Annotated in this window: 16 protein-coding genes and 1 tRNA gene; 4 read left to right on the forward strand and 13 right to left on the reverse strand. The window is 66.0% G+C overall.

Annotation, left to right across the window (positions count from 1 at the left end; all coding sequences use genetic code 11):
* The 4 genes from ACZ2IA_RS13415 to ACZ2IA_RS13430 form a co-directional block, all read right to left on the reverse strand.
* Positions 1 to 76 (reverse strand) — tRNA-Gly (locus ACZ2IA_RS13415).
* An 80-nt stretch (positions 77 to 156) separates the two neighbouring features.
* The gene (gene pgsA / locus ACZ2IA_RS13420; protein WP_470293088.1) at positions 157 to 738 is read right to left on the reverse strand and encodes a CDP-diacylglycerol--glycerol-3-phosphate 3-phosphatidyltransferase; all 582 of its coding nucleotides are present in this window, start codon (positions 736 to 738) and stop codon (positions 157 to 159) included.
* Between the two features lie 7 nt (positions 739 to 745).
* Entirely contained in the window at positions 746 to 2,551 is a 1,806-nt protein-coding gene (uvrC, locus tag ACZ2IA_RS13425; protein ID WP_470293217.1) for an excinuclease ABC subunit UvrC, read from the reverse strand.
* The gene (locus ACZ2IA_RS13430) at positions 2,551 to 2,982 is read right to left on the reverse strand and encodes a DUF4124 domain-containing protein (RefSeq protein ID WP_470293089.1); all 432 of its coding nucleotides are present in this window, start codon (positions 2,980 to 2,982) and stop codon (positions 2,551 to 2,553) included. Before ACZ2IA_RS13430 ends, uvrC begins: the two co-directional genes overlap by 1 nt.
* A 133-nt stretch (positions 2,983 to 3,115) precedes the next feature.
* Here ACZ2IA_RS13430 and guaB point away from each other — a divergent pair, with 133 nt between their 5' ends.
* Complete coding sequence (guaB, locus tag ACZ2IA_RS13435) at positions 3,116 to 4,579, forward strand: IMP dehydrogenase (protein WP_470293090.1); 1,464 nt, start codon at positions 3,116 to 3,118, stop codon at positions 4,577 to 4,579.
* Positions 4,580 to 4,679: 100 nt separating this feature from the next.
* Here the strand turns inward: guaB and ACZ2IA_RS13440 are convergent, their stop codons facing one another.
* Positions 4,680 to 5,147 (reverse strand): AraC family transcriptional regulator, encoded by a 468-nt coding sequence (locus ACZ2IA_RS13440; RefSeq protein ID WP_470293091.1) that lies wholly within the window; start codon positions 5,145 to 5,147, stop codon positions 4,680 to 4,682.
* 121 nt (positions 5,148 to 5,268) lie between these two features.
* Here ACZ2IA_RS13440 and ACZ2IA_RS13445 point away from each other — a divergent pair, with 121 nt between their 5' ends.
* Positions 5,269 to 6,150, forward strand: coding sequence for an alpha/beta fold hydrolase (locus tag ACZ2IA_RS13445; protein WP_470293092.1), 882 nt, complete (start codon positions 5,269 to 5,271; stop codon positions 6,148 to 6,150).
* 98 nt (positions 6,151 to 6,248) lie between these two features.
* Positions 6,249 to 6,887, forward strand: coding sequence for a glutathione transferase (yfcF, locus tag ACZ2IA_RS13450; RefSeq protein WP_470293093.1), 639 nt, complete (start codon positions 6,249 to 6,251; stop codon positions 6,885 to 6,887).
* A 101-nt stretch (positions 6,888 to 6,988) separates the two neighbouring features.
* Here yfcF and ACZ2IA_RS13455 read toward each other — a convergent pair whose 3' ends face one another.
* The 8 genes from ACZ2IA_RS13455 to ilvD form a co-directional block, all read right to left on the reverse strand.
* The gene (locus tag ACZ2IA_RS13455; RefSeq protein WP_470293094.1) at positions 6,989 to 8,479 is read right to left on the reverse strand and encodes a carboxypeptidase M32; all 1,491 of its coding nucleotides are present in this window, start codon (positions 8,477 to 8,479) and stop codon (positions 6,989 to 6,991) included.
* 117 nt (positions 8,480 to 8,596) lie between these two features.
* Complete coding sequence (ribD, locus tag ACZ2IA_RS13460) at positions 8,597 to 9,691, reverse strand: bifunctional diaminohydroxyphosphoribosylaminopyrimidine deaminase/5-amino-6-(5-phosphoribosylamino)uracil reductase RibD (protein ID WP_470293095.1); 1,095 nt, start codon at positions 9,689 to 9,691, stop codon at positions 8,597 to 8,599.
* Between the two features lie 241 nt (positions 9,692 to 9,932).
* Entirely contained in the window at positions 9,933 to 10,388 is a 456-nt protein-coding gene (gene nrdR / locus ACZ2IA_RS13465; protein WP_470293096.1) for a transcriptional regulator NrdR, read from the reverse strand.
* 37 nt (positions 10,389 to 10,425) lie between these two features.
* Entirely contained in the window at positions 10,426 to 10,953 is a 528-nt protein-coding gene (locus ACZ2IA_RS13470; RefSeq protein WP_470293097.1) for a GNAT family N-acetyltransferase, read from the reverse strand.
* Entirely contained in the window at positions 10,940 to 11,377 is a 438-nt protein-coding gene (locus tag ACZ2IA_RS13475) for a hypothetical protein (protein ID WP_470293098.1), read from the reverse strand. The genes ACZ2IA_RS13470 and ACZ2IA_RS13475 overlap by 14 nt, the downstream gene beginning before the upstream one ends.
* Before the next feature lie 82 nt (positions 11,378 to 11,459).
* Complete coding sequence (gene glyA / locus ACZ2IA_RS13480; protein ID WP_470293099.1) at positions 11,460 to 12,710, reverse strand: serine hydroxymethyltransferase; 1,251 nt, start codon at positions 12,708 to 12,710, stop codon at positions 11,460 to 11,462.
* Positions 12,711 to 12,857: 147 nt separating this feature from the next.
* Positions 12,858 to 13,964 (reverse strand): hypothetical protein, encoded by a 1,107-nt coding sequence (locus tag ACZ2IA_RS13485; RefSeq protein ID WP_470293100.1) that lies wholly within the window; start codon positions 13,962 to 13,964, stop codon positions 12,858 to 12,860.
* An 836-nt stretch (positions 13,965 to 14,800) separates the two neighbouring features.
* Positions 14,801 to 16,654, reverse strand: coding sequence for a dihydroxy-acid dehydratase (ilvD, locus tag ACZ2IA_RS13490; RefSeq protein ID WP_470293101.1), 1,854 nt, complete (start codon positions 16,652 to 16,654; stop codon positions 14,801 to 14,803).
* Between the two features lie 204 nt (positions 16,655 to 16,858).
* On the opposite strand from ilvD, the gene lgt reads away from it, so the two are divergent.
* Positions 16,859 to 17,716, forward strand: coding sequence for a prolipoprotein diacylglyceryl transferase (gene lgt, locus ACZ2IA_RS13495; protein WP_470293102.1), 858 nt, complete (start codon positions 16,859 to 16,861; stop codon positions 17,714 to 17,716).
* The last annotated feature ends 163 nt before the right edge of the window (positions 17,717 to 17,879 follow it).

A 17,879-nucleotide genomic window follows, 5' to 3' on the forward strand; every position in this document is an offset into this window, starting at 1 on the left:
TGGAGCGGGAAACGAGGCTCGAACTCGCGACCTCAACCTTGGCAAGGTTGCGCTCTACCAACTGAGCTATTCCCGCACTACCTGTCTTGCTTCTCGGCGTCGTTGCCGGCGTCGAGAGAAGCGAATTATAAGGATTAATCGCCCCCTGTCAACACGTCAGCTGGCAATTTTTTTGCCGGAAAACTCCCGCGCTGCCATACGCAGGTAATAAACCATTGACCACAAAGTCAAAATGGCGGCGATCACCATCAGCACATTGCCCAGCAGAAGCGTGCGCACCCCCGGAATGATCGGCTGCGCCCACAGGAGCAGCATGATCGCGCCCATCTGTGCAGTGGTTTTGAGCTTGCCGAGGGTGGCGACGGCGACGCTGCTGCGCCGGCCCATCTCGGCCATCCACTCGCGCAGCGCCGAGATCGCGATCTCGCGGCCGATGATGATCATCGACAGCCAGGCGTAGGTCCGCCCCTGGTCGACCAGCAGGATCAGCGCGCACGCCACGATCAGCTTGTCGGCCACCGGGTCGAGAAAGGCGCCGAACGCCGAGGTCTGGCCGAGCCGGCGGGCGAGGAAGCCGTCCAGCCAGTCGGTGATGCCGGCCACCGCGAAGATCAGCGCGCCGGTGATGTTCTGCGCCACCGGCGACAGCAGGCCGTCGGGCAGGTAGAACACCCCGATGAACACTGGGATCAGGACAACCCGCAACCAGGTCAGCAATATGGGTACATTGAGGGGCATGAGGTGGTCAGTGCAAAGCGTTATAAATTTTTTCGGCCAACATCCGGCTGATTCCCTCCACCTGCGTCAGGTCGTCGACATTGGCGGCCAGGACGCCGCGCAGGCCGCCGAACCGGGTCAACAGACGCTGGCGCCGCTTGGCGCCGATCCCCGGGATGTCCTCCAGCGTCGAGGCGGTACGCGCCTTGGCACGGCGGGCGCGGTGGCCGGTGATCGCGAAGCGGTGCGCCTCGTCGCGGACGGTCTGGATCAGGTGCAGCCCGGGGTGGTCGTGGCGCAATTGTAACGTCTTTTCCAGATACGGAAGGATTAGCGTCTCCAGCCCCGGTTTGCGCTCCTCGCCCTTGGCGACGCCGACCACCGGCAGGTTGAGGCCGACCTCGGCCAGCACCTCGAGCGCCACGCCGACCTGGCCCTTGCCGCCGTCGATCAGCACCACGTCGGGACGCTTGCCCTCGCCGGCGGCGATCTTGCTGTAACGACGGGTCAGCACTTCGCGCATCGCGCCGTAGTCGTCGCCGGCGGCGGCGGTCTCGATGTTGTAGCGCCGGTATTCGGACGGCTGCATGCCGCCACGGTCGTAGACCACGCAGGACGCCACCGTCGCCTCGCCGAGCGTATGGCTGATGTCGAAGCATTCGAGCCGCTCGACGCCTTCCAGCTCCAGCACCTCGGCCAAGGCGGCCAGGCGCATCTCCTGGGTGGCGGCGCTGGAGAGCCGTTGACCGATCGCCAGCTGTGCGTTCTTCTCGGCCATTTCCAGCCAGACGCGTCGCTCGCCGATCGGGTTGCCGACGAAGGCGACGCGCCGCTCGGCCTGTTCGGTCAGGTAGTCGCGCAGCGTCTCGCTGACCTCGACGTTGTGCAGGATCACCGGCGGCAGCGTCGCGCCGAGGTAATGCTGCGCAAGGAAGGCCTCGAGGTTGGCCGAAGCGTCGCTATCCTCGGCGTTGCTCGGGAAGAAGCTCTTGTCGCCCAGGTGCCGGCCGCCGCGGATCATCACCAGGTTGACGCAGGCGAGACCATCCTGCACTACCGCGGCGACCACGTCGCAGTCGAGCTGGCTGGCGTTGCTCGACACGAACTGCTTCTCCTGCACCTTGGACAGCGCCTGGATCTGGTCGCGCAGTTCGGCCGCCTGTTCGAATTCGAGCACCGCAGACGCGGCTTCCATCCGCTCGGTCAGCTGGCCGATCAGCTCGCTCTGCTTGCCCTGCAGGAAGGCGGCGGCGCTCTGCACGTCGCGGCGGTAGTCCTCCTTGGAGATAAAGCCGACGCACGGGCCGGTGCAGCGCTTGATCTGATACAGCAGACACGGACGCGAGCGGTTGGCGAACACGCTGTCCTCGCAGGTGCGCAGCCGGAACACCTTCTGCAGGATCTGGATGCTCTCGCGCACCGCGTAGCTATTCGGGAACGGCCCGAAGAACTGGTGCTGGCGGTCGGGCGTGCCGCGGAAATACACCATCTGTGGGAACGCATGGCCGGACAGCATCAGGTACGGGTAGGACTTGTCGTCGCGGAACAGGATGTTGTACTTCGGAGCCAGCGCCTTGATCAGGTTGTTTTCCAGGATCAGCGCCTCAGCTTCGGAGCGGGTGACGGTGGTCTCGATCGCCGCCACCTGGCGCACCATCAGCCGGATGCGCGGCGACAGGTCGCTCTTCTGGAAATAGCTGCTGACGCGGCGCTTCAGGTCGATCGCCTTGCCGACGTACAGCACCTTGCCGGCCGCATCGAGCATGCGGTAGACGCCGGGCAGATTCGGCAGGTTGGCCAGCACAGGTTTAGGATCGAACTTGCGCGCCGTCATCAGTTGCACCAGTTGGCGACGTCCTGCGTCGCCTGTTTGAGTAGTTCGGGACGGCCCAGGTCGGACAGGTACTGCAGCTTGCCCTGCTTGTCGATCGTCTGCACGCGGCCGCCCTGCTTTAGCAGCGCCTGGTTGGCACGGGCGAGTCGGCAGTTTTCCTCGCGCAACTTGGCGCTGTCGGCGACGAGCTTGCCGGCAGCCGGGTCGATCGGTTTGCCCGGCTCGGCCGGCTTGGCACTGGCGAGCGGCGCCGAGGCGGCACGCGCCGCGCTGCCGGTCCTCAGATTGATACGCTCGGCGGCCACACCCGGCGGCGGCTGGTCGGCGAACACGGCGTTGCCGTTGGCGTCCCGCCAACGGTAGACCTCGGCCGTAGCCAGCGCCGGCAGCGTCAGCATGATGGCCAGCAACAGCCCTCCCCCTCGCTTCATTGTCCCTGATCCCGCTCGCTTGATTTTGGATCAGCCTATTGTACGGCACGCCCCGCACCCCGTGTATCCGCCGCCCTTTTGCGCGGCCGGACCAGAGTCGGTATAATGTTTTTTTGCTGCAAAGGATCGCCAGATGCGTATCATCGAGAAAGCCTACACTTTCGACGACGTCCTGCTCGTCCCGGCCCATTCCCAAGTGCTGCCGCGCGACGTTTCCCTCTCCACCGCCCTGACCCGCAACATCACCCTGAAGCTGCCGCTGTTGTCCGCCGCCATGGACACCGTGACCGAGGCTCGCCTCGCGATTGGCCTGGCTCAGGAGGGTGGCCTCGGCATCGTTCACAAGAACATGTCGCCCGAACGGCAGGCGCTGGAAGTGTCCAATGTGAAACGCCACGAGAGCGGCGTGGTGAAAGACCCGATCACCATCGCACCGGACATGCTGGTACGCGACCTGGTCGCCCTGACCCGGCAGCATAAGATTTCCGGCCTGCCGGTGATCGACGCCGGCAAGGTGGTCGGCATCGTCACCAACCGCGACCTGCGCTTCGAGACCCGTCTCGATGTGCCGGTGCGCTCGATCATGACCCCGCGCGAGCGCCTGGTCACCGTCAAGGAAGGCGCCAGCATCGAGGACGCGCGCGAGCTGATGCACCAGCACAAGCTGGAACGCGTGCTGGTGGTGAACGACGCCTGGGAACTGAAGGGCCTGATCACCGTTAAAGACATCGTCAAGACCAGCGAACACCCGAACGCCAACAAGGACGCCCAGGGCCGTCTGCGCGTCGGCGCCGCGGTCGGCGTCGGTGCCGGCACCGACGAACGCGTCGCCGCGCTGGTCGCCGCCGGCGTGGACGTGATCGTGGTCGACACCGCGCATGGCCACAGCCAGGGCGTGCTCGACCGCGTCCGCTGGGTGAAGCAGAACTTCCCGCAGGTGGACGTGATCGGCGGCAACATCGCCACCGCCGCCGCCGCGCGTGCGCTGGTCGAAGCCGGCGCCGACGGCGTCAAGGTCGGCATCGGCCCGGGCTCGATCTGCACCACCCGTATCGTCGCCGGCGTCGGTGTGCCACAGCTGACCGCGATCCACAACGTCGCCGAAGCGCTGGCCGGTACCGGCGTACCGCTGATCGCCGACGGCGGCATCCGCTTCTCGGGCGACATCGCCAAGGCGCTGGCCGCCGGCGCGCACTGCGTGATGCTCGGTGGCATGTTCGCCGGCACCGAGGAAGCCCCGGGCGAGGTCGAACTGTACCAGGGCCGCACCTACAAGTCGTACCGCGGCATGGGCTCGCTCGGCGCGATGCAGCAGGGCTCCAGCGACCGCTACTTCCAGGACAACGAGGCCAACGTCGACAAGTTCGTGCCGGAAGGCATCGAAGGCCGCGTCGCCTACAAGGGCCCGATCGCCCAGGTGATCCACCAGCTGGTCGGCGGCCTGCGCTCCAGCATGGGCTACCTCGGCTGCCAGACCATCGCCGAGATGCACGATAAGGCCGAGTTCGTCGAGATCACCTCGGCCGGCATCCAGGAATCGCACGTGCACGACGTGCAGATCACCAAGGAAGCGCCGAACTACAACGTCAGCCGCTAAACTGGCCCGGTTGTTCCGCAAAAAGCCCGCGTTGCAGAACGCGGGCTTTTTTCTTGTCCGAATACCGGGTGAAGGTTGGCCGAAGCGCTTCGGCCAACCTTCAACGTACCTGCAACGGCAACCAGATCTCGGTCAGCAGGTCCTGCGGCGCCGTGTCCTGCGGCGTATTCAGGTACTCCTCGACGCACGGCGCGTCGGCCGCGGTCTTGCCGCTGTGCGGCAGCCACTGGCCGAACAGCCACTGATAGCTGGTTTCGAGCTCGGCGTACGGGCCCTTGTGCAGCAGCACCGCGTAGCGCCCGGCCGGGATAGTGGCGCGCTCGAAACCGGCGTCCAGCGGCGTGTCCGGCGGCAAGGCGCAGGCCGCCGCCGAGCGCAGCGCCTCGGGCGCGGTGGTGCTCGGGTCGTCATAGTAGAGCGCAAAGAGGCGGCCCGGCCCGAGACCCCGGCCGACGGCCCAGATATGCAAGGCGTCGAAGGCCTGGCCGATCTGCCTATACGGACCGCGGTGCGGCCGGCTGACCACCGGGATGGCGGCATCGAGTTGACGGATGATCACATCTGGCATGGCGGGCTCCTAGTAGTTGCACGACCATCCATTGTAGGCAGCGGGCATGAACAGTGGTTTCGTCATGGCAACGTTCTTGACGCTACACTAGCAGTCTGCCATTGATCCAGGTCGCTCAATCATGCCAAACGATTCCGTCGCCCGCATTCCGTCGCGCTCCAAATTTCGTACCGCCAACGGCCGGCGCTACCACCTGCGTCACTGGGGCGACGAGGCGGCACCGCTGCTGGTAATGCTGCACGGCTGGATGGACTGCTCGGCGACGTTCCAGTTTCTGGTCGATGCGCTGGGCGACGGCTGGCACGTGGCCGCGCCGGACTGGCGCGGCTTCGGCCTGTCGCAGTGGAACGACGGCAGCTACTACCCGGCCGACTACCAGGCCGACCTCGACCACCTGCTCGAGCAGCTGTCGCCCGACGCGCCGGTACGACTGATCGGCCACAGCATGGGGGCGATGGTGTCGGGGCTGTACGCCGGCATCCGCCCGGAACGGGTCGCGAAGCTGGCGCTGGTCGAGGGCTTCGGCTTGCCGGACAGCCGACCGACCGAGGCTCCGGGCCGCTACGCGCGCTGGCTACGCGAATGTCGCCAGAACCCTTCGTTCGACCCGCTGGCCAGCCTCGACGCGGTGGCGGCCAAACTGGTCGAGCGCAACCCGGGGATGAGCGTGGAGCGGGCGCGCTGGATGGCCGAACAGCTGACCGAAACCCGCGATGGTGCCCTCACCTACCGTGCCGACCCCCGCCACAAGATGGTCAACCCGATCCTCTACCGGCTCGAGGAGGCCAAGGCTTGCTGGCAGCGCATCGCCTGCCCGGTGCAATGGGTGATCGGCGGCAAGATGTGGGACCACCCGATGGCCAAGGGTGTGTTCGACACGCTGGCAGAACGCCGCGCCTGCTTTGCCGACCTGCGCGAAATCACCATAGCCGGCGCCGGCCACATGATCCAGTGGGAACAGCCCGAAAGCTTGGCCGAAGCGCTGGCGGCGTTTTTTCGCTGAGACAATTCGAGCACGACGGCAACCTGTGCCTAGGCCGATGCAAGGCGCTTTGCCGGCCAAAAAATCAGACACCACCCCCGCCTGTAAGGAGAAGTTCGATGGATGAACCGAAGTTCCTGCTGTACGCGGACGCCCAACTTGCCAGCCCGTATGCGATGTCAGCCTTCGTGACGCTGACGGAGAAACAGCTCCCATTTGAAATTCGGCGGATCGACCTGGCTGCCGCCGAAAATCTTCAGCCCGACTATGCCGCCGTTTCGCTGACGCGCCGGGTGCCAACGCTGGTGGATGGTGATTTCCGGCTGTCCGAGTCATCGGCCATCTCGGAATACCTCGAGGAGCAATTCTCTGGCCCGGACCATCTACCGGTCTACCCGCGCGCACTCCGCGACCGGGCACGAGCCAGACAGATCCAGGCGTGGCTACGCAGCGACTTCATGCCGATTCGCGAAGAGCGCTCGACCGAGGTGGTATTTTTCGGGCCTACGACGAAACCACTTTCGGCGGCGACACGCGCCTCGGCCGCCAAGCTGTTTGCCGCCGTGGACGGCCTGCTCGACAGCGGCTCGACGAACCTGTTCGGCGAGTGGTGCATTGCCGATACCGATCTCGCGCTGATGCTCAATCGCTTGGTGCTGAACGGCGATGACGTACCGGAACGACTCGCCGCTTACGCTCGGCAGCAATGGCAGAGACCGTCCGTTCAGCGCTGGGTCAATCAACCGCGCTCGCGGTGACGGGCTGCAAGAATGGCTTGGAGGTTGGCCGAATCGGCTCGGCTGACGCCAATAAGAAAGCGCGGCCGAGGCCGCGCTGTGCATTCTGACTCTGCGCCGCTTCAACCCAGGTAACGCGCCTCCAGATGCGCACGGAAATGCGCCGGGTTCAGCGCCTCGCCGGTGGCGCGGCGGATCAGCTCCGACGTCTCCCAGCGGCTCGCCTGGCTCCAGATGTTCGTGTTCAACCAGTCGAACACCGGCGCGTAGTCGCCGGCGGCGATGCGCGCGTCGATGTCCGGCTGCTGGCGGCGCAGCGTGGCGAAGTACTGCGCGGCGTACATCGCGCCGAGCGTGTAGCTCGGGAAGTAGCCGAAGCTACCGTCGGTCCAATGGATGTCCTGCAGGCAGCCGTCGCTATAGTTGCCGCGGGTGTCGACGCCGAGGTAGGCCAGCATCTTCTCGTCCCACAGCGCCGGGATGTCCTCGGCCTCGATCTCGCCGTCGATCAGCGCACGCTCGATCTCGAAGCGCAGGATCACGTGCGCCGGGTAGGTCAGCTCGTCGGCGTCGACGCGGATGTAGCCCGGCTCGACCCGGGTGTAGAGCTTGGCGAGGTTGTCCGGGCTGAACGCCGGCTGCTCGCCCAGATGCCGGCGGATCAGCGGCGCGATCTGCGCGAGGAAGCCGGGGTGGCGACCCAGCTGCATCTCGAACGACAGGCTCTGGCTCTCGTGCACCCCCATCGAACGCGCCACGCCGAGCGGCTGGCCGAGCCAGTGGCGCGGCAGGTTCTGCTCGTAACGGGCGTGACCGGTCTCGTGAACGATGCCCATCAGGCTCTGGGTGAAGTCGGCCTCGTTGTAGCGGGTGGTGATGCGGCTGTCTTCCGGCGTGCCGCCCGAGAACGGATGCGCCGACACGTCGAGCCGGCCGCCGTCGAAGTCGAAGCCGAGCGTCGCCATCACCGCCAGCCCGAGCTCACGCTGCTTTTCCACGGCAAACGGCCCGACCGGCGCGATCACCGTCTCACCGGCCTGCTTGTCGCGCACGGTAGCGATCAGGCCGGGCAGCCAGGTCTTCACGTCGCCGAAGATCCGCTCGATCTCGGCGCTGTTCATCCCCGGCTCGTACAGGTCCATCAGCGCGTCGTAGCGGCCGACGCCGAGCGCGTCGGCGCGCCGCGTCGCCTCCTCGCGCGACAGCCGCACCACCTCGCGGAAGTTTTCCAGGAAACCCACCCAGTCGTTGGCCGGACGCTGGCTGCGCCAGGCGTGCTCGCAGCGCGCGCCGGCCAGCGCCTTGGCCTCGACCAGCGACTCGGGCAGCAGGTTGGCGGCGGCCCAGTCGCGGTGCATCTCGCGCAGATTGGCGCGCTGCTCGTCGTCGAGCGCCTCGTCTTCGGCACGGCGGATCGCGTCGCCGAGCGCCGGGTCGGTCAGCTGGCCGTGGATCAGCATGGATAGCTCGGCCATCGCGGCGGCGCGGGCGTCGTTGCCGTTCTTCGGCATCATCGTCGCCTGATCCCAGCCGGCGATCGCCTGCAGATGCTGGAAGCGGTACAGCCGGGTGAAACGGGCCGTCAAGTCCTGATAGGCGGGGGTGTTCGACATTCGGGGTTCCCTTGCAGAGCGGTGGCGCTATCGGGACGCCGCACCCGGCGGCCACCTCGCCGGCGCGGACGGTTGGGCGGCGGCGCTCGTGACGCCGCGCCCGGTCAGATGAATCGCTCAGACAAATTGTAGAGTCAGGCGCAGGTCGGCGCCGACCCGGCGCACCTCGTCGATGCGTACCTCGCGCTTGTCGGCCAGCGAGCTCAGCGCCGGCCAGCCGAACAGGCCGCGCGCCGCGTCGCCGGCGAACGACGGCGCGAGATACAGCACCGCCTCGTCGACCAGTCCGGCCTGCACCAGCGCGGCGTTCAGGCCGGCGCCCGCTTCGATCATCAGTTCGCCGATGCCGGCTTCGGCCAACCTCGTCATCAGCGCGGCCAGATCGACCCGGCCGTCGGCCGCCGCCAGCACCCAGACCTCGGCACCGCGCGCCAGGTAGGCGGCGTGACGGGCCGGGTCGGCCACCGCGGTCGCGACGATCACCGCGCCGCCGTCGCCGTTGAACAGCCGGGCAGTGTCCGGCACCGCCAGCAGGCTGTCGACCAGCACCCGGCGCGGCTGGCGGCGGGTCTCGACCTCGCGCACCGTCAGCGCCGGGTCGTCGGCCAGCACCGTGCCGCTGCCGGTCAGCACCGCGCAGCTTTGCGCGCGCAGCTCGTGCACGTCGCGACGGGCGGCAGCTCCGGTGATCCACTGGCTGACGCCGTTGAGCAAGGCGGTCTTGCCGTCGAGCGTGGCGGCCATCTTCAGCGTCAGCCACGGCCGGCCGCGCTCGACCCGCGACAGGAAGCCCTTGTTGAGGCGCCGTGCCTCGGCTTCGAGCAGACCGTGTTCGATCGCGATACCGGCGTCGCTCAGCATCGCCAGCCCCTTACCGGCCACCGCAGGGAACGGGTCGACCATCGCCGCGACCACCCGGGCGACGCCGGCCTCGATTAGCCCCTCGGCGCACGGCGGGGTACGGCCGTAGTGGCTGCACGGCTCGAGCGTGACGTAGGCGGTGGCGCCGCGCGCCAGCTCGCCGGCCTGCGCCAAGGCATGACGCTCGGCGTGCGGGGTGCCGGCCTCGACGTGCCAGCCCTCGCCGACGATCTCGCCATCGCGCACGATGACGCAGCCGACGCGCGGGTTGGGGGTGGTGGTGTAGCGGCCCTGTTCGGCCAACCTCAGCGCCCGCGCCATCATGGCGTGGTCGATGGCGGAAAAACTCATCGCAGCTCCTAAGAGCCTGCTCATAATCTTGCTGCGCAGCCCTGATCGGGGCTCATGCGCTCGGCGTGCGAATCTATTGATTCGCTCAGCGATCGGAAATCCTCATGTACCCATGTACATTCCGGTTTCTGCGCTGCTCTTCACCCCGCTGAAGGCTGCTCGCGACAGATTCTGAACAGACTCTAAAAAAATTCACCCGGCCGAGCCGCAAGGCTGCCGGGTGTCGATCGAGTCGGCACGCTCACGCGTCCTGCTCGATCTCCTTGATCGCGTCGGAAAACTCGGAAATGTCCTGGAAGCTCTTGTACACCGAGGCGAAGCGCACGTAGCCGACCTTGTCGAGCTTGGCCAGTTCGGCCATCACCATCTCGCCGATCTGCCGCGACGGTACCTCGCGCTCGCCCAGCTGCAGCAACCGGTGACAGATCCGGGCGATCGCCTCGTCGACCAGCGCGGTCGGCACCGGGCGCTTGTGCAGCGCGCGGAAGAAGCTGGTGCGCAGCTTTTGCTCGTCGAACTCGGTACGGTGCCCGTTGGTCTTCACCACCTGCGGCATCCGCACGTCGGCGGTCTCGAAGGTGGTGAAACGCTTTTCGCATGACAGGCAGCGGCGGCGGCGGCGGATGCTGGTGCCATCCTCGTTGACGCGCGAGTCGATCACCTGGGTGTCGGCGTGGCCGCAGAACGGACATTTCATACAGTGCTATCCCGAAAAAGCGTGCAATAGCCCAAGTTTAGCGCAAACCCGGGCAAAGTCGGCGGCGCGGTCGATGCGATGCACCGTTCAGCGCGACGCATTCAATTCCATAGACATGAACACCACATCGTCGCCGCGCACCGGTTCGCCGTCCGGGCGGCGGCGCCGGCACGAAGCCGAGCGCCTGGTACAAGGCCTGCGCCGTCGGATTCCAGCGGTAGACGTTCAGCGTGGCCAGCCGCGCCCCGCGCTGCCGGGCAATCGCCACCAGACCCGCGACCAGCGCCCGGCCGCAGCCCTTGCCGCGCACCGCCGGGTCGACCAGGATACGCGCCAGGTGCAGCCGCCCCGGCCCGCGCTCGAGCAGTTGGCCGAAACCGACGCTACGGCCGGCGTCGGTGAGGTAAAAGCTGTTGCCCGGCGTGACCGTCAGGTGTTCGGCCAAGGTCGCCGGGTCGAGCGGAAAGCGCAGCTGCGGCCCGCCCCAACGCAGGCAGTCCTTGGCGTCGGCGATCCAGCCGGCCAACGGCGCCAGGTCCTCCGCGGATGCCTCACGCAGCTCCATCGCCCTGCCCCTTGTTCTGCTCGGCGGCGGCGCTCTCGATCCGCCCCAGCCAGCTGTTGAAACGAAAATCGTTGATCAGCCAGATCACCCACAGCAGCGCCACACCGGCCAGCAGCCGGGTGATCAGGCCGCTGCCGATCTGGGCCCAGCTCGGGGCTAGCGGCTCCGGGAAGCCCAGGTATTTCGGCGCCAGGTCGAGCCACAGCGTCATCAAGAGCGCGAACAGCCCGCCGCCGCGCAGCACGAAGTACCACGGGGTAAGCCGGCTGCGGCTGTCGTGCCAGCGCCGTGCCCAACGTGGTGCCAGCTCGAACAGGTCGGCGGGCCGCCGGCGCGCGGCGATCCTGGCCGCGAGCGACCTGGCGCCGACGCTGCACAAGGCGCTGAGCACCAGCAGAAATCCCCATTGCTCCCAAGCCGGCATGCGCTCTCCTCGTCAGAACCGATAATGGCAGATGCAAAAAGCGGCCCCTGGGGCCGCTTTGATGATACTGGATATTCGCCGCTTACTTGGCGGCGTACACCGGCAGGCGCGCGCACAGCGCCTTCACTTCGTTGGCGACACGGGACAGCACCGCTTCGTCGCTCGGCGCTTCCAGCACGTCGGCGATCAGGTTGGCCAGCAGCTTGGCTTCGGCTTCCTTGAAGCCGCGGGTGGTCATCGCCGGGGTGCCGATACGGATGCCCGAGGTCACAAACGGCTTTTCCGGGTCGTTCGGGATCGCGTTCTTGTTGACGGTGATGTGGGCCTTGCCCAGCGCCGCTTCGGCGTCCTTGCCGGTGATGCTTTTGGCGCGCAGATCGACCAGGAACACGTGCGATTCGGTCTTGCCCGACACGATGCGCAGGCCGCGCTCGATCAGCGTTTCGGCCATCACCTTGGCGTTCTTCTTCACCTGGTGGGCGTAGTCCTTGAACTCCGGCGACGCGGCTTCCTTGAACGACACCGCCTTCGAGGCGATCACGTGCATCAGCGGGCCGCCCTGCAGGCACGGGAAGATCGCCGAGTTCAGGATCTTTTCGTACTCGGCTTTTGCCAGGATCACGCCACCGCGCGGGCCGCGCAGCGTCTTGTGCGTGGTGGTGGTGACGAAGTCGGCGAATGGCACCGGGTTCGGATATTCACCGGCGGCGACCAGGCCGGCGTAGTGCGCCATGTCGACGAACAGGTAGGCACCCACTTCGTCGGCGATCTTGCGGAAACGCGCCCAGTCGATTTCCAGCGCGTAGGCCGACGCACCGGCCACGATCATCTTCGGCTTGTGCTCGCGCGCCAGGCGTTCCACCTGGGCGTAGTCGAGCACTTCGTTTTCGTCGAGGCCGTAGGCGACCACGTTGTAGAGCTTGCCGGAGATGTTCACCGACGCGCCGTGGGTCAGGTGACCGCCGTGCGCCAGGCTCATGCCCATGATGGTGTCGCCCGGCTTCAGCACCGACACGTACACCGCCTGGTTGGCCTGCGAACCGGAGTGCGGCTGCACGTTGGCGTAGTCGGCGCCGAACAACGCCTTCAGGCGGTCGATCGCCAGCTGCTCGACCTGGTCAACGTATTCGCAGCCGCCGTAGTAACGCTTGCCCGGGTAACCTTCGGCGTACTTGTTGGTCAGAACCGAACCCTGGGCTTCCATCACCGCCGGGCTGACATAGTTTTCGGAAGCGATCAACTCGACGTGATCTTCCTGACGACGGTACTCCGCGTCCATGGCAGCGGCTACTTCCGGATCAAATTTGGCAATCGACAAATCGGCAGCGAACATCTTTGACTCTTTCATCAAAGGTTAACGATGGGGCGAACTATACACGAAGCAGGACGGGGTTCGCCATGAAGAATCAATGCCTTCATGATGAGCGAAATTCATGCCTGGCAAGGCTTTCGGCCAACCCCATCACATTCTAGACGATGCTCACTGGCGGGTCTGGCCGGCTCCAGGCAGATCGTCCGCGGTGAAGAACAGCGGAATGTCGTCCTGCTTGTCGGCGGCGACCTCGGGCAACACGCGCAGGTCGTTCACCTGGCAGTCGGCCATCAGCTCGGCAAAGGTGGCGACGATGCGTTCCACCGAGTCGAGCGGCGACAGCGGCCAGACGAAGCCCTTCCAGTTGCGCTCGTCGCCCGGCGTCGACACGGTGAAGCGCAACTCGCCGTTGTCGTGCGCCGACGCGATCGCCACCGGCTCCTTGCCCAGTTCGCGCAATGCGCGGATCTGGCTGCTGGCGAACACCTCGAGCGCCACGTCCTGACGCGCCATGCCGCCGGCCACCATCGCCTGCATCACCGGCTGCGGCGCACGCGCGATCGGGAACAGCGTCACGCCGTCCTGGTCGAGCGCGGCGTTCAAGAGCTTCATCAGCGCCAGACCCCAGCTGTTCACCGCCGCGCCGAAGCGCACCGGCGGCTCGGCGTCCTGGGCCACCGTCACCTGGCCGACCAGGTAGCGCAGGAACACGCCCTCGCCATTCAGCTCCAGCGGCGCGGCCGGCAATTGTTCCAAGGTGCGGGCAAGGCCCGCGCCGTCCTGCGCTAAATAATAGAGTCGCGACGAATTGATGCCGGCCAGCGTATCCGGGTGGATCAGCTTGGCACCGAGCGCCGCGTCGCTGCCCGGCGCGAACACACCGTGCTCGCGCAGCAGCGCGTTGATCTCATCGATATTGGCCAGCTCGCCCGCGAGCTGCGTCTTCTGGCGGCTACCCGCGACCAGCACCAGCGGCAGTGCGAACGGCAGCGCGGTCGGTCCGGCCGGGTTGCGTTCCACCACCTCGCGTAGCGCCTGCCACAGCGTGCGGTACGCCTCCTGCGACGGCAGCATCGCCAGCGCCACCGACAGCGGCAGCAGCTCGTTGCGCTCCAGATAACCGGTCAGCGCCACGGCCAACTCGCTTTGCCACAGCGCCCGATCGTCGGCATTGGCGGCATCCTGGACGGCCAGCGTCAGGCGGATCAGTTCGTTTTTCGGTGGCACCGGGGTGTATTGACGCGGATCAGGCAGGGAGGAATGAAACTCGGCCATGAAAACAGCTTCCTAGCGGGGTTGGGGGATCGCCGTCATTGTCGCACAGTCGCCGCGCTTCGGCCCGAACCGGCCTGCCGGGCGGCCCGATGTTCGCTTCAAAACATCAGAAACTAGCGATGAGCGACATCGAGTTACATTTTTTACAACTTTCGAACATCCGGTGTTGACAAGGGAAAGGCGGATCTGGATAATCCGTCCTTGTTGAGACGCAGCAATTGCTTCTTGATAGTTTCTCCTCTATTTCTCCTTTGTAGACTTGGCGCGGACCTTTCGGCTCCGCGCATTTTTTTTGCCCGCTTGCCGGCAACAACTCCGTAACACACTGAATCCATAGAAGTTACCGTGCCTAGCTCATGCCGTGGCTCGCACCTCCTTCCCTATTCCCCGGCACCCACACCACCCCGACGGCTTGGCCAAAAGCAAATTATCGCGCTGCAGCATCACAAAACAGGCGAAATCACTATGCACTGCGCATAGCGCGCGAAATGTTTCGATTTGTTACAAAAATGAAAAAACCGAACATAAAAATGTTCGGTTGCATAAAGCTTGCCTATGCCAAAGAGGGAGTCCATGCCAACGCATGGACTGTTAAGACGCCGACTCAGAGGCAGAAGTTCCCGACGGTTCACCCGCCGCCGGTTCGGCCAACCCTTCACGCCGCATCGTCGGCAGCTGGTCGGTCTACTCCCACCGCACAACGCCCGGTCGCGTTCGTGTTTCGACTCGCCCCGCCGCGGCAGAAACGCCAACGCCGCCAGTTATTGGCGGCGTTGGCGATCATGGAAGCGGGTTAGCCCCGCCATTCACGATCGAGTCACACAGTGCGCTCGAGCCTAGCGCTCGACCTGGCTGACGTCGCGCACCGCACCGGTGTCGGCGCTGGTGGTCATCGCCGCGTAGGCGCGCAGCGCCGGCGATACCACGCGTTGGCGGTCGACCGGTTTCCAGGCCGCGCCTCCCTTGGCGTCCATCACTTTGCGACGGGCGTCCAGCTCGGCATCGCTGACCAACAGCTTGATCGTCCGGTTCGGGATGTCGATCTCGATGGTGTCGCCCTCTTCCACCAGGCCGATCGCGCCGCCTTCGGCCGCTTCCGGCGAGACGTGGCCGATCGACAGGCCCGAAGTACCACCGGAGAAGCGGCCGTCGGTCAACAGCGCGCATTCCTTGCCCATACCCTTCGACTTCAGGTACGAGGTCGGGTAGAGCATCTCCTGCATGCCCGGGCCGCCCTTCGGGCCTTCGTAGCGGATCACCACCACGTCACCGGGGACGATCTGGTCGGCGAGGATACCTGCCACCGAGTCGTCCTGGCTCTCGAAGATGCGCGCGCGGCCGATGAACTTCAGGATCGAGTCGTCAACGCCGGCGGTCTTCACGATGCAGCCGCGCTCGGCGATGTTGCCGTACAACACGGCGAGGCCGCCGTCCTGGCTGTAGGCGTGCTCCTTGTCGCGGATGCAGCCCTCGGCACGGTCGTTGTCGAGATCCGGATAGCGCATCGACTGGCTGAACGCGATGGTGGTCGCCACCCCGCCCGGGGCGGCGCGATACAGCTTGTGCGCGTCGCTGTCGGCGCCGTTACGCATGATGTCCCAGCGCGCGAACGCATCGGCCAAGGTCTTGCTGTGCACGGTCGGCAGGTCGGCGTGGATCAGGCCGGCGCGGTCGAGCTCGGACAGGATGCCGAGCACGCCGCCGGCGCGGTGCACGTCTTCCATATGGTACTTCTGGGTGGCCGGCGCCACCTTGCACAGGCACGGCACGCCGCGGCTGATGCGGTCGATGTCGGTCATCTTGAAGTCGACGCCGGCTTCGTGCGCGGCGGCCAACAGGTGCAGCACGGTATTGGTCGAGCCGCCCATCGCCACGTCGAGCGCCATCGCGTTTTCGAACGCGGCCTTGGTGGCGATGCTGCGCGGCAGCACCGAGTAGTCTTCCTGCTCGTAGTGGCGCTTGGCCAGGTCGACGATGGTGCGGCCGGCCTCGAGGAACAGCGCCTTACGGTCGGCGTGGGTGGCCAGCAGCGAACCGTTGCCCGGCAGCGACAGTCCCAGCGCCTCGGTCAGGCAGTTCATCGAGTTGGCGGTGAACATGCCGGAACAGGAGCCGCAGGTCGGACACGCCGAGCGCTCGACTGCCGCCACTTCTTCGTCGGACACGTTCGGATTGGCCGCTTCGACCATCGCGTCGACCAGATCCAGGCCGCGCGTCACGCCACGCCAGTTGACCTTGCCGGCCTCCATCGGGCCGCCGGATACGAACACCACCGGGATGTTCAGGCGCAGCGCGGCCATCAGCATGCCCGGGGTGATCTTGTCGCAGTTGGAGATGCACACCAGCGCGTCGGCGCAGTGGGCGTTGACCATATACTCGACCGAGTCGGCGATCAGCTCGCGGCTCGGCAGCGAGTACAGCATGCCGCCGTGACCCATCGCGATACCATCGTCGACCGCGATGGTGTTGAATTCCTTGGCGACGCCACCGGCGCGCTCGATTTCACGGGCGACCAGCTGGCCGAGGTTCTGCAGATGCACGTGGCCCGGCACGAACTGGGTGAACGAGTTGGCTATGGCGATGATCGGCTTGCCGAAGTCGTCGTCCTTCATGCCGGTGGCACGCCACAGGGCGCGCGCGCCGGCCATGTTGCGGCCAGAGGTCGAGGTGCGGGAACGGTAGTGGGGCATGGTGATTCCTTTGTCAGCTTAATCTTCGCGGCCAACGTTCCGGTAATGGGCGATGGCGTAACATCGCACGACATACCGAGTCCCCCGGGGTACCAGATAAAACGGCAAAGGCGCCGCTGCACTCGGTAGAGTGCGCGACGCGCGGGAACGCTTTCCGTATAATTTCGTCAACCTTCTTTTACCGCATTCGCACCCTACTGACAAATGCTCATTCATCCCCAGTTCGACCCCGTCGCGATCAAGCTCGGGCCACTCGCCGTGCACTGGTACGGCCTGATGTACCTCGCCGGCTTCATGCTGTTCCTGGTTCTCGGCAACCGCCGCATCAAGACCAGTTCGACCTTCATGACCAGCAAGCTGCTCGACGACCTGTTGATGTACGGCGTGTTCGGCGTGATCCTGGGAGGCCGGCTCGGCGAGGTGCTGTTCTACCAGCCGGACTATTACTTCTCGCACCCGGGCGAAATCCTCGCGGTGTGGAACGGCGGGATGAGCTTTCACGGCGGCTTTATCGGCGTACTGGTCGCGGTGGCGCTGTTCGCACGCCGCCACCAGCGCAGCTTCTGGGAGGTGACCGACTTCATCGCGCCGCTGGTGCCGCTGGGCCTGGCCGCCGGCCGGATCGGCAACTTCATCAACGGCGAGCTGTGGGGCCGGCCGGCCGAGCCGACGCTGCCGTGGGCGATGCTGTTCCCGCAGGCGCAAAGCGACGACATGGCGATGGCGCAGCAGTCGCCCGAATTGATGTCGCAGCTCCTGCATTACGGCGCGCTGCCGCGCCACCCGTCGCAGCTCTACGAATTCCTGCTCGAGGGCCTCGCGCTGTTCGCGATCCTGTGGCTGTTCAGCCGCAAACCGCGCCCGCTAGGCCAGGTCTCGGCGCTGTTTCTGATCGGCTACGGCAGCTTCCGCTTCATTTGCGAGTACTTCCGGATGCCGGACGCCGGCATCTTCGGCCACTCGTTCACCGTCAGCATGGGCCAGTGGTTGAGCCTGCCGATGATCGTGCTCGGCGCGATCCTGTTCGTCTGGTTCGGCAAGCGCCAACCCGGCGCGGCCTAAGCGTCGCCGGCCCCGACCCACAGCCCCGCCCAGTGCGGGGCTTGTCGTTACTGGCCGTTCCGCGCCGCAGCAGCGATAATGTCGGCCGAACGGCGCGGTTTTGTCACGCCACGGCGGCTTTTCGCCCGCCACCGATCCGGACGCCTGTCGTCCATTTCCGACC

The sequence above is a fragment of the Crenobacter sp. CS_VA4 genome (assembly GCF_055597485.1).

Bases quoted from the DNA above. Each gene is read 5' to 3' on its own strand.
- pgsA (WP_470293088.1), bottom strand. From the start codon at position 738: ATGCCCCTCAATGTACCCATATTGCTGACCTGGTTGCGGGTTGTCCTG.
- uvrC (WP_470293217.1), bottom strand. From the start codon at position 2,551: ATGACGGCGCGCAAGTTCGATCCTAAACCTGTGCTGGCCAACCTGCCG.
- ACZ2IA_RS13430 (WP_470293089.1), bottom strand. From the start codon at position 2,982: ATGAAGCGAGGGGGAGGGCTGTTGCTGGCCATCATGCTGACGCTGCCG.
- guaB (WP_470293090.1), top strand. From the start codon at position 3,116: ATGCGTATCATCGAGAAAGCCTACACTTTCGACGACGTCCTGCTCGTC.
- ACZ2IA_RS13440 (WP_470293091.1), bottom strand. From the start codon at position 5,147: ATGCCAGATGTGATCATCCGTCAACTCGATGCCGCCATCCCGGTGGTC.
- ACZ2IA_RS13445 (WP_470293092.1), top strand. From the start codon at position 5,269: ATGCCAAACGATTCCGTCGCCCGCATTCCGTCGCGCTCCAAATTTCGT.
- yfcF (WP_470293093.1), top strand. From the start codon at position 6,249: ATGGATGAACCGAAGTTCCTGCTGTACGCGGACGCCCAACTTGCCAGC.
- ACZ2IA_RS13455 (WP_470293094.1), bottom strand. From the start codon at position 8,479: ATGTCGAACACCCCCGCCTATCAGGACTTGACGGCCCGTTTCACCCGG.
- ribD (WP_470293095.1), bottom strand. From the start codon at position 9,691: ATGAGTTTTTCCGCCATCGACCACGCCATGATGGCGCGGGCGCTGAGG.
- nrdR (WP_470293096.1), bottom strand. From the start codon at position 10,388: ATGAAATGTCCGTTCTGCGGCCACGCCGACACCCAGGTGATCGACTCG.
- ACZ2IA_RS13470 (WP_470293097.1), bottom strand. From the start codon at position 10,953: ATGGAGCTGCGTGAGGCATCCGCGGAGGACCTGGCGCCGTTGGCCGGC.
- ACZ2IA_RS13475 (WP_470293098.1), bottom strand. From the start codon at position 11,377: ATGCCGGCTTGGGAGCAATGGGGATTTCTGCTGGTGCTCAGCGCCTTG.
- glyA (WP_470293099.1), bottom strand. From the start codon at position 12,710: ATGTTCGCTGCCGATTTGTCGATTGCCAAATTTGATCCGGAAGTAGCC.
- ACZ2IA_RS13485 (WP_470293100.1), bottom strand. From the start codon at position 13,964: ATGGCCGAGTTTCATTCCTCCCTGCCTGATCCGCGTCAATACACCCCG.
- ilvD (WP_470293101.1), bottom strand. From the start codon at position 16,654: ATGCCCCACTACCGTTCCCGCACCTCGACCTCTGGCCGCAACATGGCC.
- lgt (WP_470293102.1), top strand. From the start codon at position 16,859: ATGCTCATTCATCCCCAGTTCGACCCCGTCGCGATCAAGCTCGGGCCA.